Genomic DNA, 16,743 nt, shown 5'->3' on the forward strand with positions numbered 1-16,743 from the left:
CCCGCGGAAGCGGGAATCCAGAAAAAAGCGAAATTATATAAGCTTTTAATTTTAAAAATTTAGTGTGTTTATACTTTTTAGTGACTGGATTCCCGCTTCCGCGGGAATGACATAAAGAGTGTTTTTTTCGATCCATGCGACAAGAACACTCAAAGCTGCGAATCTAGACATCATCATGGCATCGAAGCATTTAAGCCTATCATACAAAGCAATTCTTTTTAGGCAATGTCCAAAACAGTTTTAAAAAATTATTTGCAATAATTAATAAATAAATATTATTTACTTGGAGCTAGTTCAGAGCAATTTGAGAATGCAATGTCAAATTATGAAAGAGCAAAGCCAGGAGATAATGTGGCTATATGAATGCAGATTATGGACTCTCATGATAAGAGATTTAGCAGTATATATAGATAGATACTACTATACTTAATGCAGAATAGTCACCAAACGCAAATAGCGGATTATGTAATAATTCGCTATTGGTGATCATCGAGGTTAAATTATTTGTCCGTATAGACATAGAAAAGTATAAAGATTTTCTTAATCTCTTCTATTGCCTAAAAATCTCATTAAATATAGGAAAAGGTTGATAAAATCTAAATATAAAGTAAAGGCTGCCATAATAGAAAGCTTTTGTCCTACTTCATCGTTTCCTGCCATGTAATACATAGACTTAATCTTTTGAGTATCCCAAGCAATTAACCCCATAAATACTACTATTCCAATAAGAGAAGTAGCAAAAGAGAGAGCTGAACTTTTGAGAAATAGGTTAACTAGCGAGGCGATTATAAGACCTATAAGACCCATTGCAAAAAATGACCCCATAGATGTCAAATCTCTACTTGTACTATAACCGTATAAGCTCATTGCTCCAAAAACAGAGGAACAAATAAAGAAAGTGCGTGCTATTGATGCACCGGTATAAATAAGAGCTAAATATGCAAGCGACATACCGGTTAAAGCGGCATAAACCCAAAATAATATTTGTGCCGTTTGCAGATTCATGCGTCCGAAGCCCATAAAGAAATATAAAGCAATACCGAGCGGAGCAAACATTATAATAGTGCCGAAGCCGGTTTGAAACATTAAATTATAAATAGGCTCAACTGATATAGTCGTTACGGCTGCTACGCCGGTTAGTAAAAGTGCTAAAGCCATATAATTATATACTTTAAGCATGTATTTTCTTAAGCCTTCATCAAAAGTTTTATTTTTTGAGGTGGCAGTTAAAGTTTTTGTATAATCGATCATAAGTAACCTACTATGTATTTACATAATAAAATATAGTCTTTTAAAGGTGTTTTTGCAAGCTATAATTAATAAATTTTATAAATATCTTGCATTGAATATAAAGCAGAAGGTTTATCTTGTAGCCAAATAGCAGCTTTAATTGCTCCGTCAGCCAAAGAATTGTTATTCAGAGCTTCATGTTTTAAAGTGATTATTTCATTGTCATCTAAAAAAGATATTTCATGTATACCGTGAACATTCCCACCACGCAGTGAGGAAATACCTATTTCCTCTTTTTTTCTTGGTCTGTTACCGCGATTAAATATTATATCTAAACCTTTTTCGCTTGCAATTGTTTCAGCAAGCATAATAGCAGTACCTGAGGGTGCATCTTTTTTATTACGGTGATGTATTTCTAAAATTTCAACATCGTAATCATCTAGTATTTTTGTTGCTGCTTTAGCTAGATAGCTGAGCAAATTAGCCCCTATACTCATATTTGCGGAATATAAAATAGGTAAAGTTTGAGCTGCTTTTTCTAAAAGCTTAAAATGTTTAGGCTGAAGACCTGTCGTTCCGATCACTAATTTTGTATTGTGTTTTAATGCATCATTAACTAATTTTTCTAATATTTCAGGGGTAGAAAAATCGATGATCACATCAGAATTTTTACAAAAATTGTCTAAATCATACAGACTATTAGTACTACTAAATTTTGCCGAAATTTTGCAATTTTCAAATTCGTCTATTCTTTCAGCAATAGTTCTTCCCATTTTACCGGTAGAACCGCTAAGACCGATATTTATCATATTTGCTTTATTGTAAATTTGTATAGGATTTATGAAAATATAATAGAGGTTTTAGATTGTTTTTAATAGCGGTATTTATTACTTCACCGATAAATATAACATGATCACCGGCATCATAAGAAGCATATTTATTACATTCTATATGACAAGTTGCACCATTTATTAAAGGACAATCGGTTTTATTACCAAGCTTATAATCAATTTTTGTAAATTTATTAGGTTGTGATTTAGCAAAATGCTTTAAGATATCAATTTGATTTTTTGCTAAAATACTAACTGCAAACTTATTACTTTTTTGAAAACTGTTTATGCTAAAAGAGTTTTTATTAAGGCAAAATAATATTAACGGCGGTCTTAAAGATACGGAAGTAAAAGCACTAGCAGTAAAGCCAAAAAGTTCGTTGTTGCAATTTGTTGTTATAATAGTCACCCCATGAGGGAAGCGGCTCATAGCATCTTTAAATTGACTTTCTGTTACTGTCCCAGCCATTTTTTCATAATTTTGTTAATGGTTCCGTCTTTTTTTAATGAATCGATTGCCTCATTAATTTCATTAATTAGTCCTGAGTTTTTAGACATACCTATAGCAACATCGGATGAAAATTCTTCTAAAGTACTGCTTTCTAAATTTGAATTATTTTCTTTTAATTTTACGCCCTGAAATTCTTCGGAGATAATAGCATCTATGACTCTGGCTTTTAATTCTTCAACTAACATTAAATGATTTGCTAAAGAATGAACTTTAATATTCATCGTCTGTGATAGATCTTGTGCTTTTTTTTCTAAAACACTGCCAAGTTGTACTCCTACTATTTTATTCTCTAGATCTTTGCTACCTTGTATATTATCGCCTGTTCTATATATTATGGCGAATCTTGCAGTAGCGTAATTATCGGAAAAGCTGATATATTCGGCACGCTCCGGTGTTACGGAAAGCGCCGCCACCGCAACATCAATATTTTCGCTAACCAAAGCTGCAAGTAAACCGTTAAAGTCGAAGTTTTTTATGATAACTTTTTTATTTAGATGTTCGCTTATTGCTTTGATAATATCAATATCAATCCCGACAATCTCTCCGTCTTGGATGAATTCATAAGGAGGATTATCTGCGGCAGTACCGACTATTAAAGTTTTTTCCGTTTCTTTTTTTTCACAAGAAACTAGTAAGAAAGATAGTAAAAATATTTTCAGAAATTTCATAAAAATAATGTTTTAAGTTTGAGCATGTCCTGTGTCATACCGCGATCAAGTCGCGGTATGACATTTGGTATAGAAAATATCAAGAACCCAATTTTTCCTTTAAAAGCTGATTCACAAGTATCGGATTAGCCTTGCCGCCGGTTTTTTTCATTACCTGCCCTACAAAAAAACCGAATAATTTATCCTTACCGCTTCTATAACCCTCTACAGATTCAGGATTTTCAGCTATTACCTCGTCAGTTACCGTGTTTAGCACGTTATTATCCGAAACTTGTACAAGTCCTTTTTCCTCTACTATTTTATCAGGTGCTTTACCGGTTTCAAACATAATTGCAAAAACTGTTTTTGCAATTTTACCGGAAATAGTATCATTTTCTATTAATTTTATTAGTTGTGCAAAGTTACTGGGAGTAATTTTGCATTCACTGATTCCTATCGATGCTTTATTTAATTGTCCGAACAACTCACTGGTTAGCCAATTAGTAAGCATTTTAGGGTTACACTCATTTGCTGCTTTCTCAAAATACTCGGCAACCGATTCATCGGCTACGATTACTTCGGCATCATATTTACTTAAGCCAAATTCTTTCGTATATTTCTCAATCTTTTGATCAGGTAGCTCAGGTAAGTTTGCTTTTAGCTCGTTTATTAACTCATCAGAAATAACAAGCGGTAATAAATCAGGATCAGGAAAATATCTATAATCAAGTGCTTCTTCTTTTAAACGCATAGTTCTTGTTTCGCCGCTATCGGCATTAAATAAACGTGTTTCCTGAATTACGATTCCACCGCTCTCAATTAAATCTACTTGTCTTTTAGCTTCAAATTCTATTGCTTTAATGATGTTACGAATTGAGTTAATATTTTTAATTTCGCATCTTATGCCGAGTGGTTCACCGCTACGTCTTACTGATATATTAGCATCACAACGCATTGATCCTTTTTCCATATCGCCGTCACAGCTACCGATATAACGTAGCAAACTTCTCAGTTTTTTAACAAATTCAGCCGCTTCTTCCGGTGATGATATATCAGGTTCGGTCACAATTTCCATAAGCCCAATGCCGGCACGATTTAAATCGATAAAGCTATAATGCGGAGATTGATCATGCATAGATTTACCTGCATCTTGCTCTAAATGCAAACGGTTAATACGAATAGTTTTAAGATCACCGGTACTAGTCGGTATTTCCATAGTCCCGTTTTGTACTATAGGATAGTAAAATTGCGAAATTTGGTAACCTTGCGGTAGATCGGCATAAAAATAATTTTTACGATCAAATACCAAATATTTATTTATCCGTGCTTTAAGTCCAAGTCCTGTTTTAATTGCTTGGTGTACACAGTGCTTATTTAATACCGGTAACATCCCGGGCATTGCTGCATCAACATAAGAAACCTGCGAATTTGGCATTGCTGCAAATGTAGTACTAGTTCCTGAAAAAAGCTTAGATTTTGAGGAGATTTGAGCATGAATTTCAAGCCCTATTACATATTCCCATTTCCCCGTATTACCTTCAATATATGCCATAATTAAAACCCCTTTGGCTCAAATTTAATATGTTTAACACCTGACTCAATTGTCGATGCTACTTTCAAAACATTATATTCATCTAATTGTTTACCGATAATCTGCATTCCAAGAGGTAAACCTCGTGTCGATAATCCGGCAGGCACCGATACACAAGGTAAACCGGCTAAACTTGCAGGAATAGTAAATAAATCGTTTAAATACATAATAGTCGGATCATTTTGTTTTTCACCGATCTTAAATGCTTCAGACGGGGCCGCCGGTAATAAAATGGCGTCAACTTTTGCGAAAGCATTATTAAAGTCGTTTGCAACTAAACGACGTACTTTTTGAGCTTTTAAATAATATGCATCCATACAACTAGATGAAAGTACATATGTTCCAATCATAATACGACGTTTTACTTCCTCCCCAAATCCGGCTGATCTAGTCATTGCATACATTTCGTCAAGCGTCATATTTTCACGTTCTACCCGAAGACCGTATCTAACGCCGTCATATCTAGATAAATTTGAAGAAGCTTCAGCCGGTGCTATTACGTAATAAACGGCAACGCCGTATTTAGCATGTGGCAAAGTAATATCAACTATTTCAGCACCGGCATTTTTAAGTAGCACTATGGTATCCTGCCACATTTTCATAATATTAGGTTCAATAATACCGCCTTCACCAAGGCTAAGAGGTAAGCCTATCTTCATATTTTTTACCGAACTTCCGATAGCAGATTGTAATTGTGGAACTTCTGCTTTGATCGAAGTAGAATCTTTTTCATCAAATCCCATCATTGCTTCAAGCATAATAGCACTATCTAAAACGCTTCTAGTAAATATTCCTGCTTGATCAAGAGAGCTAGCAAACGATACCATTCCGTATCTTGAGCAACGTCCGTATGTCGGTTTAAACCCGACTAAACCCGTAAAACTTGCCGGTTGACGTACCGAGCCGCCCGTATCGCTACCAAGAGCAGCAGATGCCATAAAACCGCTAACTGACGCAGCCGATCCTCCGGAAGAACCGCCTGGTACTAGATCACTATTGTCGTTATTCGCTTTCCAAGGGCTAATTACATTTCCAAAACAACTAGTAATATTTGCCGAACCCATCGCAAATTCGTCCATATTAGTTTTGCCGAGCATCACACCGCCCTTATCAAAAATATTTTGTGTAACGCTTGATTCATAATTAGGTATAAAATTTTTCAGTATATTAGAACATGCCGTAGTTCTAATTCCTTTCGTACAGAAAAGATCTTTAGCGGCAAACGGGATACCCTCAAGTGTTCTTGCTTTATTTTGAGCATAATTTTGATCGGCAATTTGAGCCCCCTTTAAGGCAAGATCAAAAGTTTCGGTAACATAAGCATTTAGGTTTTTATGCTTCTCTATTTGTTTAATATGTGCATTAACTAATTCTGTACTTGTGAAATCTTTATTTTTTAGACCTTTTATACTATCTGCTACTGTTAATTTGTTTAGTTCCGTCATAATTATTCAACAACCTTTGGAGTGATAAAATATTTTACTTCTTTAGCAAGCTGAGCGCTATTTCCGCTTACATTATCAAATAAATTATTTGATAAATCAGAACTTGTAACTTCATCCTCTCGCATTCTAGCATTCATATTAGAAACCGAAGTTAAGGGCTCTATATCTTTGCAATCTATTTCATTTAAAATATCGATCATATCCATTATAGAGCTAAGCTGAGTAGAAAATTTTTCTACGGTATCTTCTTCAAATTTTAATCTAGCTAATTTTGCTATTTTTTGTGCTTCTTCTTTTGTAATCATAGTTTTATTATTTTGAGTGGTATAGCCTGATGTCATTCCCGTGAGACATTGTTGCGTGGATCGATTCCACTCTTGTCATCCCGCGAGCTTGTAGCGGGATCCAGTTAAAAATACTAAAATTATGGATACCGTGGTCAAGCCACAGTATGACACCGAATATCAAACAGTCATTATTTCTTGTTCTTTTTGTTTTATTGCCGAGTCAACTTTGTTACTATAATCATCGGTTAGTTTTTGTACGTGTTCAGATAAGCTATGATGCTCATCTTTTGCAATAATATTGTCCTTTTCTAGCTTTTTAAGTTCTTCGTTGCCGTCTCTTCTAATATTACGTAATGAAATTTTAGTATCCTCACCGTATTTATGAGCAAGTTTTACAAGTTCTTTACGTCTTTCTTCAGTTAAAGCCGGTATCGGCAGTCTGATTAGTTGACCGTCCGTTGCCGGAGTTAAGCCAAGATTTGCTATCGTAATTCCTTTCTCTATCGATGATACCATAGATTTATCCCAAACCTGCACGTTAATTGTTCGTGCATCAGGGGTGGATAGGGAAGCAACTTGTGAAAGCGGCATTTTACTCCCGTAAGCTTCTACGGTTACACTGTCGAGTAAATTAACCGAAGCCCTACCTGTACGTAGCCCTTTAAGCTCATGATCTAAAACTTTTAGAGCTTTCTCCATCTTTTCTTGTAAATTTTTCTTTAACGTTTCTGTGTCCATATATTATTCCTTAATTGTCGTATATTCGCCTTTATCTTGTATTACTTTGGCAAAATTTCCTTGTTCTTTTATCGAGAATACCCTTATAGGTAATTTATTTTCTTGTGCTACTGCTATAGCTGCCGTGTCCATGACTTGCAGGTTGTTAGTTATAACATCTTTATAGCTAATAGTGAAATATTTTTTAGCATTCGGATTTTTTTTAGGGTCGGAATCATATACGCCGTCAACCTGAGTTGCCTTTAATAAAATATCGCAATTCATTTCGATTGCACGAAGTACTGCGGCACTGTCGGTTGTACAAAACGGATTACCCGTGCCGCCGGCAAAAATTACTACTCGTTTTTTTTCCATATGTCTTTTAGCTTTGCGGCGAATATAAGGCTCGCACACGCTCATCATAGGAATAGCCGATAGAACTCTTGTATAGATATTGAGGCTTTCCATAACGTTTTGTAAAGTTAAGGCATTAATCACCGTTGCAAGCATACCTATATAATCCGCTGAAGCACGATCCATACCAACGAGTGCTGCATTAATTCCGCGGTAGATATTTCCGCCGCCGACTACAATAGCGACTTCTACTCCTAAATCGATAACTTCTTTAATATCGCCGGTAATCTTTTTGATTACGTCATATTCATGCCCAAATTGCTTGTCTCCCATTAAAGCTTCCCCTGAAACTTTAAGCAAAACTTTTTTATACTTTAGAGCGTTTATATCTGATATCATTTTCTATTTCAAGTTGCTTTTAATATCTGCTTAATTTTTTTAATCATTATACCTCTTTGTAGGTTGGCAATCGATGATTTATTGAGTGCATGCACTAATAACATATTATTATTTATATCAAGTGTTACTGTACCAGGTGTTAACGTAATCGAGTTACCATATACTATTTCACCCATTTCTTCTAGTCCTTCTGCATCAATCCATTCAAAAACCGGTTCTATTTTTATTTTTCTTTGCCAAATTATTTTGATAACCGAGAAAGCCGATTTCCATATTTCTAATAATAACCAAGGAAAATATAATATAAATTTAATTTTAGTGGGCATTAACATTTCCGGTTAATTTGATATTTGAAGTAAAAGGTATAAGCAGCATTATAAATACAAATAACAGCCCTATCATATTAAATATATTATTTATTGCAATTACAAAAGCATCATTATTTAATTTGTTTGCTATAACAAATATGATGCTTTTTCAGGATTAAGAACTTTTCCGCTTAATAATTCAGTGTAAGAATCTAGCTGCTCTAATGCCATTATAGAAGTAGACGAGATATTTTCCGATAAATATTGCATAAAGGTTTTAGTATCATTAGTAAGTATAGTGCTGATTATTGCAAGCCCTACTGCTCCTCCTAGATTACGGGTAAGATTATAAAGCCCGCTAGCGTTGCCTACTCTTTCTTTTGGCATATTGCCAAGAGCTATATTATTAGTCGGTATAAAACAAAACATTAAGGAAAGACCTCTAACAAATTGAGGAAGCACAAATGCAGCAAATTTAGAATCAGGCGTTAGAAAACTATTCAAATGACATCCAAGAGCGAACCCTCCAAGCCCTATAATAAGCATCAGGCGTAAATCTACCCCTAGCCCTAGCATCCTGCCGGCTAACCGGTTGCAGATAAAAATTGTGCTCCGCCCGTCTCACCATCATAGTAGCCCCGATTTGTAATGTATCATATCCGGCAATGGTAAAGAGAAATAGCGGTAATATATATACTGCCCCGTACAATCCTATACTCATCACGAACGAATAAAGGCAACCAAAAGTAAAGTCTTTATAAAGAAATGTTTTTAAATCTAAAATTGGATTCATAAAGGTTAGTTCTCTAATGATTAATAAAATAAAGCCTAAAGCTACTGCAATACTTAAAAATAATATTAAATTATCCTCAAGCCAACCTTTTTTATTTCCTGCTTCTAAAACATACTGTAATAAGCCGAGCGTTAAAGCCATTAATAATATACCGAGAAAATCAAAATTTTTGAGTAATTTATAATTTGGTTTATCAAAATCCCCGTATAAAAAAACGACGCTGCAAACAAAAATTCCTAGGATAATATTTAAAAAAACATAAAATGCCATGACAAAATTTCCGTAATATATCCACCGAGCGTAGGTCCTAAAGTAGGTGCAACAGTTACGACAAGTCCAATTAAAATAGTAACGGTAGGACGTTGCGATGCCGGAAAAATTATAAAAACAGTACTAAAGACCGTCGGTATCATCGCACCGCCAAAAAATCCTTGTAATGCTCTAAAGATAATCATTGATTCAATATTTAGTTGCAAGCGAACATAATACGCTCATAACCGTAAATCCTAGAGCTGCAATAAAATAAGAAATTCTAGTAGAAAGTAATCTTGCTAAAAAGCCTGTAATAGGAATAATGATAAATTCAGCTATTAAGTACGATGTTTACACCCAAGAAAGCTCGTCACTTGAAGCAGCAAGAGGCCTGCGCTCTTACAGATAATGAGCTAGCGACAATTTGAATATCAAGTACCCGGACTGTTGAAAAAGTCATCAAGGTTGCAAATATTTTTTATTTTTAGTAGCAATAGATAAAAAACCAAAAAATAATTTTAAGTATCCGTTTGAAATTTTGCACTATTGCAATCATGAAGACTTGAATCTGTGTTTTTTGTATACTTCTAAATTGTGCTCTTCGTAAGCCATGATTATCTTTAGCTTCAGCAAAGATGCCTTCTATTTTCCATTTGCTCTCAATTAGTTTTTGCTTAAAATCAATGCTGTTCTGTCTTGCTTTTACTTCATCTATTTCATCCTGATAAGGATTACGGTATATAAATCTTGCTCTATTACTATAATTATCAGAAATACAACGTTGTCTTAATAGACAATTTTTACAATGTCCACCCGTAATACGATAACGCTTTATTCGTTTTTATCTAATTTTGTATAAGGATAAAGGTAATGTCCTTCAGGACATTTATACCTATCGTTCTTTCTGTCATATTTAAATTCACCTCTACTTATTTTTCCTTCACCAAGATTGTCTACGTGTAAAGGTATATAAGTAGTAATTCCTAGCAACTGAAAGTATCTATAAGTTGGACCTCTACCGTAACCTTTATTTGCTATCCATTCTTTTATTTTAAAAGAAAAATTATTTAATATATAACAAACCCTATTTGGCAGTATAACACACTCATGTTGTGATCCTGTACTTACATAACAATCTACTATAATACGCGTACCGCTATCAATCGAGTAATGTGTTTTATAACATAGCTTTTTATAGCCACTAGTTCTTGATACAAGACTACAATTAGGATCTGTTTTGCTTACATGAGGTTGGTTAGATATTTTTCTTACTTTTTTCCCTTCTCTAAAATCATGATAACGACGTTCATATATTTTTAATTCTCGTTTTTGTGTATCATCTTTATCATTTCTTAATATCATACTATCTATAGATGCATACGCTTCAACTAAAGATGCATCTGAAATAATGGTTTCTCCTTTTAAAATACCTAATTTATACCATCGCTTAATTAAGCTTTCAAATATCTGTTGAAATAGCTCTACTCCATATCTATCTCTTATTCTACTTAATGATGAATGATCGGGTACCTTATCATCCAAACCTAAATCACAAAACCATCTATATGCTACATTCAGATGAATTTCTTTACATAATCTTCTATTTGACCTTATACCATATAAGTAAGATATTATTTTCATCCTGAAAAATAATACAGGATCAATTAATGGACGTCCGTTGTTAGCACAATAATATTTTTTGGTTATTCCATAGATAAAAGAAAAATCTAATGCTTTATTTTCATGAATCCTTACTAATAAATGATCATTGGGTATCATTTGCCTTAAGCTAATACTACCACTCATTACATCTTGATCAGCTTTATAACCATGCATCTTTATACCTTTATTTAAGCATAAAAATACATCTTATTTCTTAACTTAACTGCATTCCGCTCCTTCTTATCACTTTTTCAACAGTCCGTACCGACATAAACATCCCGACAACCATATCGAAGAAAGCAAATAATTGCTTTTTGGATAGAGTAGAAGGAACTTGTAAATTATCGTTTGACATAATTAAATTATACAGTTTAAATTAAATTTTGTATACAGAACCTAACCATATTATAAATTATTGTTGTCATATAAGATTTTTTCAAATGTTTTTTTAAAATAAAGTTAATAAGTGATATAAAAATACGTGTTTAAAATAAAAAATTGTTGTACAACTTTTAATTTTTAATTAAACCATTTATTAGGATATAAGTAGACAAGACCTAATATATGGTAATCATTTTATTTATATTTAGCAAATAATAAATATATAATTGATTTATTAAAAAATATTTACTATAATATTAATATTTATTAACTATAATTGATTTATCAATATGCAAAATCCAGCACAAAAAGTTATATCTTTTTCAGAGCATAAGTCTGATATAGAACGCATAAAGAAATCAATAGAAGAGGGGTGGGCGATAGTAAAGCTAGTACCTAATAAAGACCGTTTTATCGGACTTTTAGAAAAGATTTCACATGCTGAAGATGAAACAATCTATATTCCTCCAAGAAAAAAGATAATAGTTAATTAACACGAATAGCGAATTATTACATAATCTATTATTTGGCTTAAAAAGTTGAATATAAAAGGCGAAAGATGGTTTTCACCTTTTATATAAAGTTAAGTATATATTATTTTTTAGCAAAAACTTATAATTCTTTATACAATATAATGGAATTGCCTAAAAAAGGTGGTTTTGTTTTACACAACTCTTAAAAAGACCTTAATGTCATTCCCGCCTACGCGGGAATGACATTGAAGCATTAGGCTATCCCAAGCAATTCTTTTTAGGCAATGCCAATATAATAACTGTTTCAAATCTCAATTTCTACAGCTTTTTATGGGGTAGTAAATTACACAAGTTTTAGTAGAGCTTGGAAAGAACTCTATTATGGAATGCCAATAATCATTTATCAAAAGTACATAGAATCTAAACCAATCTCAAGCTTAGGTTCTGTGAAAATTTCTAATTGATTTGCTATTTTGAGCTATTTTTTAGCGAAAATTAATAAGATTTTTGTTGGAATAGTGAACCCTATTTCAAAAAAATCTTATAATTTGCAGCAAATAAAGAGTCAAAATTAAATCTTTTTAGAAATCTCCACAGAACTTAGGATATTTTATCCTAAATTCGCATTTAGAAAGTGGTGCCAATGTGGGGATTTGAACCCCAGACCTACGCATTACGAATGCGCCGCTCTACCCGCTGAGCTACATCGGCTGAAATATCATTATATTATGCTGAAGAAATTGTAACTTAATGTTGTATTTCGGTATACGTGGTTAATATGTCATTCTAGCTAAAAGCGGGAATCCAGGCTTTTTTGTTGTCACCCCGTGGTCAAGCCACGGGGTGTCTTGTACCACAGACTGCGTCCTAAGATACCGCGATCAAGTCGCGGTATGACAATAAAAGATTTCTAGATTCCCGCTTTTAGCTAGAATGACATATAGAGGCCATACAACAATGTTTATAATCACGGCATTTTTAAAGATGCGTCGCAAATCTTAAATGGAAATGCTGCGTATCATCATATTTTTTCTTCTTTACCGGAAATCCCCAGTCCATTCTGATCGGAGCAAAACGCGTTACCCACATAAAGCCGAAACCAACGGAAGCTCTAAGCGATTTATCATTATAAAAACCGTTTGGAGTTTCATAGCGCTTTTTGTTTAAACCCACGCCCCATACGCTTCCTAAATCCATAAAGACTGCTCCCGTTAAATTAAACTCTTCAGGAACAGGAGTCGGGAAATTAAGCTCTGTTGAGAATGTATAATATCTCTCACCGCCAAGTCCCTCATTAGTGTTCTTTTCACGAGGTCCGACACCGCCGCTTGCAAAGCCTCTTAAACTATAATCACCTAAATTAAAACGATCTGAAATTCTAACGATTTTTCCTCCAAGCCCTGCAATATCACCGCCGGAAGCAGATACTTTTAAAGTAAGCTTATTATGTATGAAAGATTTATAATATTTACCGTCAACTTCATGTTTTATATATTTGTTATCACCTCCAACGCCGGCAAATTCTTGTGTACCGCTTACTAAATAACCGTTCTTTGGAACAATTTTGTTATCGGTCTGATCATAAGTAATAGTATGTCCTATAGCGGAAGTAATGAATCTTCCCATTTGCTCCTTTAAGAATATTGAGGTTGACGGAGTTGGTGCACTTAAAATATCACGTTTGATTAAATAATCTATTTCGTGACCTAAATCCTCTTTAATTTCATAACCGAGAGAGGTTTTGACTCCTATAGAGTGTAACTTATAGCTTTGATCAGTTGTATTTAATACACTAGCACCGCGTCCGGTATAGTTTCTAAATGCGTTTACACTAAGTGATAAATCGCGATCTAAAAAATGCGGTTCGGTAATACCGCCGTAATAGCTTGTACTGTTTTTACTTACTTGTACACCGGCATTAAGCAGTTTACCGGTACCGACTAAATTACGCTCTAAGAAAGAAAAACGACCAAATAAACCGCCGGCAGTATTATATCCTAAATCAAAACCTATAGAGGAAGTAGATTTTTCATCAACTTCAACATTAACGTCATACTTATCTTTAGCTTTAGTTGGAGCTAAGCTAATTGCTACTTTCTCAAAATAATCTAAATTTCTAAGATTACGCTCACCTTTTTCAATATATGAACGGTTAATTATATCACCTTCCTCTGTTTTAAATTCTCTTCTTATAACATGGTCTTCAGTTTTAAGGTTATTAATAATATTAATTTTATTAATATAAACCTTATCGGCTTTCTCAATAATAAATTTAATATCTGCAGTATGATTAGCATTTTTCATTATATCCGGATAAACATTTACCGCAGGATAACCGGAATCCGTAAAATATTCTCCGATTTTTTCAGCTATATCATCAACCGTTTTCATATTGAAAACCTTGCCTTGCTTAATATTAACAATTTTATTAAGTGGAGTTATATCTATATTAGTTAATTTGTTATCTATTGTAACATTACCGAAACTATATTTCTCTCCTTCTTCAATGGAATATGTAAGGGTGAAATATTCTTTAGTATTATTGAGTTCTGCCGATGCCGAAATTACTCTAAAATCTGCAAAACCGACAGATTGATAAAATTCTCTTAGTAATTCTTTATCATACTCCATCCTATCAGGATCGTAAGTATCGTTACTTTCTAAAAAACGAAACCAACGAGATTCTTTAGTTAAAACAATAGATTTAAGTTCTGAATCACTATAATTTTCATTACCGCTAAAATAAATATATTTAATACCGGTTTTTGGTCCTTCTGCGATATCAAAAATAACCTTAACTCTGTTGTTTTCTAAATTCTCAATTTTAGGTGTTACCGTAGTAGCAAAACGTCCGCTACGTTTATAAATTTCTAATATTTTCTTTACGTCTAATTCGATTTTAGCTTGGCTAAGAGATTCACCCGACATTGTATAAATTTCTTTAGCAAGCATATTAGTTTTGATTTTAGAATTACCGCTAAATACTACGCTACTTATAAAAGGCGTTTCCGTAACGTTAACTATTAAATTACCCTCATTTGTTATATACATATTTATATTTCTAAAAAGTGAGGTGGCATATAAACGTTTTATTGCCTCATCTTCTTTAGAATTATTGTAAGTTTCTCCTACTTTAAGCTTTAAATAGCTCTCAATAGTAGAACGCTCAACCCTGTGGTTACCTTCGATAGTTATTTTACGAATTACAGTGTCGGCTAATGAAATATGATAATAAAAAATCGTTAATAATAAAATTGTTAACTTACTAATTGATCTGATTTTCACTTAAAACCTTCTTTTAAGATTTAATTTAAATTTCTTTACGTTATATATGTATTAATATAGGTAAATTGTTATATTAGTTTGAAAAACATTGTATGTCATTCCCGCGAAAGTGGGAATCTAGTAAAACCATATAAAAAACTTGTTTTTATATGGTTATTTTACCAACTATGTAATTATTTGTACTAATATTAAGGTTATTTTTTTGGATTCCCGCTTTCGCGGGAATGACATAAAGTTCTCCTACACTAATGCATTCAAACATAATTAATGTACTCCACTATAGTGGATAATATTAGTCAGAGCAAGTAAATCTATTATTTAAGAAAATAAATTTTGTATATCGTTGGAAACAGAGATTATAATAAGAAAAATTATTATTGCCGCTCCTAATTGTAACAAAATATTTTTAGTTTTAGGATTCGGTAATCTACCGGTAATTGCTTCATAGAGTATAAATATCAAATGTCCACCGTCAAGAACCGGTATGGGTAGTAAGTTAAGTAACCCTAAATTAACGGAAAGCATTGCTATAAATAATAGATACATTTGGGCTCCTTGAGCTATAGATTTCCCTGACTCTTTAGCAATAGCTACCGGCCCTCCTATCTCATCGAATGAACGTTTTCCTACAATCATTTGTGATATTGCTTTTAGAGTTAAAGCGGACATATCTATAGTAGTATTAATAGCTTCCCAAAATCCTATTAAAATTCCTATTTTAGTATAAATAGGTTCATTTTTAGCTACAATACCGATGCGGAGAGTTTTCTTAACCTTCTTTTCTTCGGGAGGCGATATAATTATTTCTTGGGGCATTATATTAACGGTAAATTCTTCATTTTTTCTTTCTATAGTTAAAGTAGAAGAACTAAAGCCGTTAATTAATATTTCTTTCTGCACGTCCCCGAAATCTTTAACAGGTTTATCGTTAACCTTAACAATTTTATCTCCTTCTCTTAAGTCTGCTCTCTCTGCCGGTGATGAAGCTACTACATCACCTATTATAGGAGGAATCTCTGTTTTTCCAAAGTAACAATAAAAACCTGCAAATATTATTATGGCAAGTAAATAATTAATGAGTGGACCTGCTGCAACTATTAAAAAACGTTCTAAACAAGATTTAGCATAAAAAGCTACTTTTTCATTAACTTCTTTAGCGTTAGCCATAAGAGTACGATCATAGCCGTAAATCTTGACGTAGCCGCCGAGCGGTACAAGGCAAATCTTCCACCTAACTCCTTTTTTATCGGTAATACCTATTAGTTTTTTACCGAAGCCTATCGAGAACTCCTCAACTTTTACATTAAAATATCTAGCAACCGCATAATGTCCAAACTCATGGATAAATACCAAGATACTAATTGTTATAATAAATCCGACTATAGATAACATAAAATTTTTATAAGTTTACTAATACATTATTTTAAGGTATAAATTGCAAGGTTATAGGTATCATTCCGTCATTGCGAGTGATATTGTTGCGTGGATCGAAAAATGCGTTCAGTGTCATACCGTGGCTTGACCACGGTATCCAGAACAAAATCAAAAAAAGACTGGATCCCGCGATCAAGTCGCGGG

The 16,743-nt window shown here is 33.3% G+C and carries 14 protein-coding genes, 1 tRNA gene and 3 pseudogenes; 1 reads left to right on the plus strand and 17 read right to left on the minus strand.

The genetic code is table 11. The features are described from left to right. Nucleotides 1-540: 540 nt before the first annotated feature. The 14 genes and pseudogenes from ACIAS7_RS03215 to ACIAS7_RS03280 form a co-directional block, all read right to left on the minus strand. Nucleotides 541-1,251 carry a Bax inhibitor-1/YccA family protein gene (locus ACIAS7_RS03215; protein WP_473199324.1) on the minus strand — a complete coding sequence of 237 codons (711 nt, stop codon included), beginning with the start codon at nt 1,249-1,251 and terminating at the stop codon, nt 541-543. Between the two features lie 40 nt (nt 1,252-1,291). After that, nucleotides 1,292-2,039, minus strand: a pseudogene (dapB, locus tag ACIAS7_RS03220) (4-hydroxy-tetrahydrodipicolinate reductase). A gap of 7 nt (nt 2,040-2,046) precedes the next feature. Then, entirely contained in the window at nt 2,047-2,529 is a 483-nt protein-coding gene (locus ACIAS7_RS03225; RefSeq protein WP_473199325.1) for a flavin reductase family protein, read from the minus strand. Continuing rightward, nucleotides 2,514-3,239, minus strand: a complete 726-nt coding sequence (locus ACIAS7_RS03230) for an ABC transporter substrate-binding protein (RefSeq protein ID WP_473199326.1) — start codon at nt 3,237-3,239, stop codon at nt 2,514-2,516. Before ACIAS7_RS03230 ends, ACIAS7_RS03225 begins: the two co-directional genes overlap by 16 nt. 79 nt (nt 3,240-3,318) lie before the next feature. Next, nucleotides 3,319-4,770, minus strand: coding sequence for an Asp-tRNA(Asn)/Glu-tRNA(Gln) amidotransferase subunit GatB (gene gatB, locus ACIAS7_RS03235; RefSeq protein ID WP_473199327.1), 1,452 nt, complete (start codon nt 4,768-4,770; stop codon nt 3,319-3,321). A gap of 2 nt (nt 4,771-4,772) precedes the next feature. Next, nucleotides 4,773-6,254: an Asp-tRNA(Asn)/Glu-tRNA(Gln) amidotransferase subunit GatA gene (gene gatA / locus ACIAS7_RS03240; RefSeq protein ID WP_473199328.1), complete on the minus strand. Its 1,482-nt coding sequence runs from the start codon at nt 6,252-6,254 to the stop codon at nt 4,773-4,775. 2 nt (nt 6,255-6,256) lie between these two features. Continuing rightward, nucleotides 6,257-6,559 (minus strand): Asp-tRNA(Asn)/Glu-tRNA(Gln) amidotransferase subunit GatC, encoded by a 303-nt coding sequence (gene gatC, locus ACIAS7_RS03245; protein WP_473199329.1) that lies wholly within the window; start codon nt 6,557-6,559, stop codon nt 6,257-6,259. A gap of 159 nt (nt 6,560-6,718) precedes the next feature. Beyond that, nucleotides 6,719-7,279 (minus strand): ribosome recycling factor, encoded by a 561-nt coding sequence (frr, locus tag ACIAS7_RS03250; protein ID WP_473199330.1) that lies wholly within the window; start codon nt 7,277-7,279, stop codon nt 6,719-6,721. A 3-nt stretch (nt 7,280-7,282) separates the two neighbouring features. Further along, nucleotides 7,283-8,011 (minus strand): UMP kinase, encoded by a 729-nt coding sequence (pyrH, locus tag ACIAS7_RS03255; RefSeq protein WP_473199331.1) that lies wholly within the window; start codon nt 8,009-8,011, stop codon nt 7,283-7,285. An 8-nt stretch (nt 8,012-8,019) separates the two neighbouring features. After that, the gene (locus ACIAS7_RS03260; RefSeq protein ID WP_473199332.1) at nt 8,020-8,343 is read right to left on the minus strand and encodes a monovalent cation/H+ antiporter subunit E; all 324 of its coding nucleotides are present in this window, start codon (nt 8,341-8,343) and stop codon (nt 8,020-8,022) included. Continuing rightward, nucleotides 8,327-9,803, minus strand: a pseudogene (locus ACIAS7_RS03265) (DHA2 family efflux MFS transporter permease subunit); the annotation flags it as partial. The gene ACIAS7_RS03260 and the pseudogene ACIAS7_RS03265, both read right to left, overlap by 17 nt. A 45-nt stretch (nt 9,804-9,848) precedes the next feature. Continuing rightward, a complete protein-coding gene (locus ACIAS7_RS03270; RefSeq protein WP_473199382.1) occupies nt 9,849-10,199 on the minus strand; it encodes a transposase in 351 nt (116 codons plus the stop codon). After that, nucleotides 10,196-11,200, minus strand: a complete 1,005-nt coding sequence (locus ACIAS7_RS03275; protein ID WP_473198628.1) for a transposase — start codon at nt 11,198-11,200, stop codon at nt 10,196-10,198. The genes ACIAS7_RS03270 and ACIAS7_RS03275 overlap by 4 nt, the downstream gene beginning before the upstream one ends. 70 nt (nt 11,201-11,270) lie before the next feature. Further along, nucleotides 11,271-11,381, minus strand: a pseudogene (locus ACIAS7_RS03280) (MFS transporter); the annotation flags it as partial. A gap of 316 nt (nt 11,382-11,697) precedes the next feature. Between ACIAS7_RS03280 and ACIAS7_RS03285 the strand changes: the two are divergent. Further along, complete coding sequence (locus ACIAS7_RS03285) at nt 11,698-11,901, plus strand: DUF2674 domain-containing protein (RefSeq protein ID WP_011271433.1); 204 nt, start codon at nt 11,698-11,700, stop codon at nt 11,899-11,901. A gap of 614 nt (nt 11,902-12,515) precedes the next feature. Here ACIAS7_RS03285 and ACIAS7_RS03290 read toward each other — a convergent pair. The 3 genes from ACIAS7_RS03290 to rseP all read right to left on the minus strand — a co-directional run bounded on the left by ACIAS7_RS03290 (nt 12,516) and on the right by rseP (nt 16,557). Next, nucleotides 12,516-12,591: transfer RNA gene (locus ACIAS7_RS03290), tRNA-Thr, on the minus strand. A gap of 267 nt (nt 12,592-12,858) precedes the next feature. After that, nucleotides 12,859-15,165, minus strand: coding sequence for an outer membrane protein assembly factor BamA (gene bamA, locus ACIAS7_RS03295; protein ID WP_473199333.1), 2,307 nt, complete (start codon nt 15,163-15,165; stop codon nt 12,859-12,861). Nucleotides 15,166-15,483: 318 nt separating this feature from the next. After that, entirely contained in the window at nt 15,484-16,557 is a 1,074-nt protein-coding gene (gene rseP / locus ACIAS7_RS03300; RefSeq protein WP_473199334.1) for an RIP metalloprotease RseP, read from the minus strand. Between the last annotated feature and the right edge of the window lie 186 nt (nt 16,558-16,743).

The sequence above is a fragment of the Rickettsia sp. 109562A South Dakota genome, assembly GCF_055791265.1.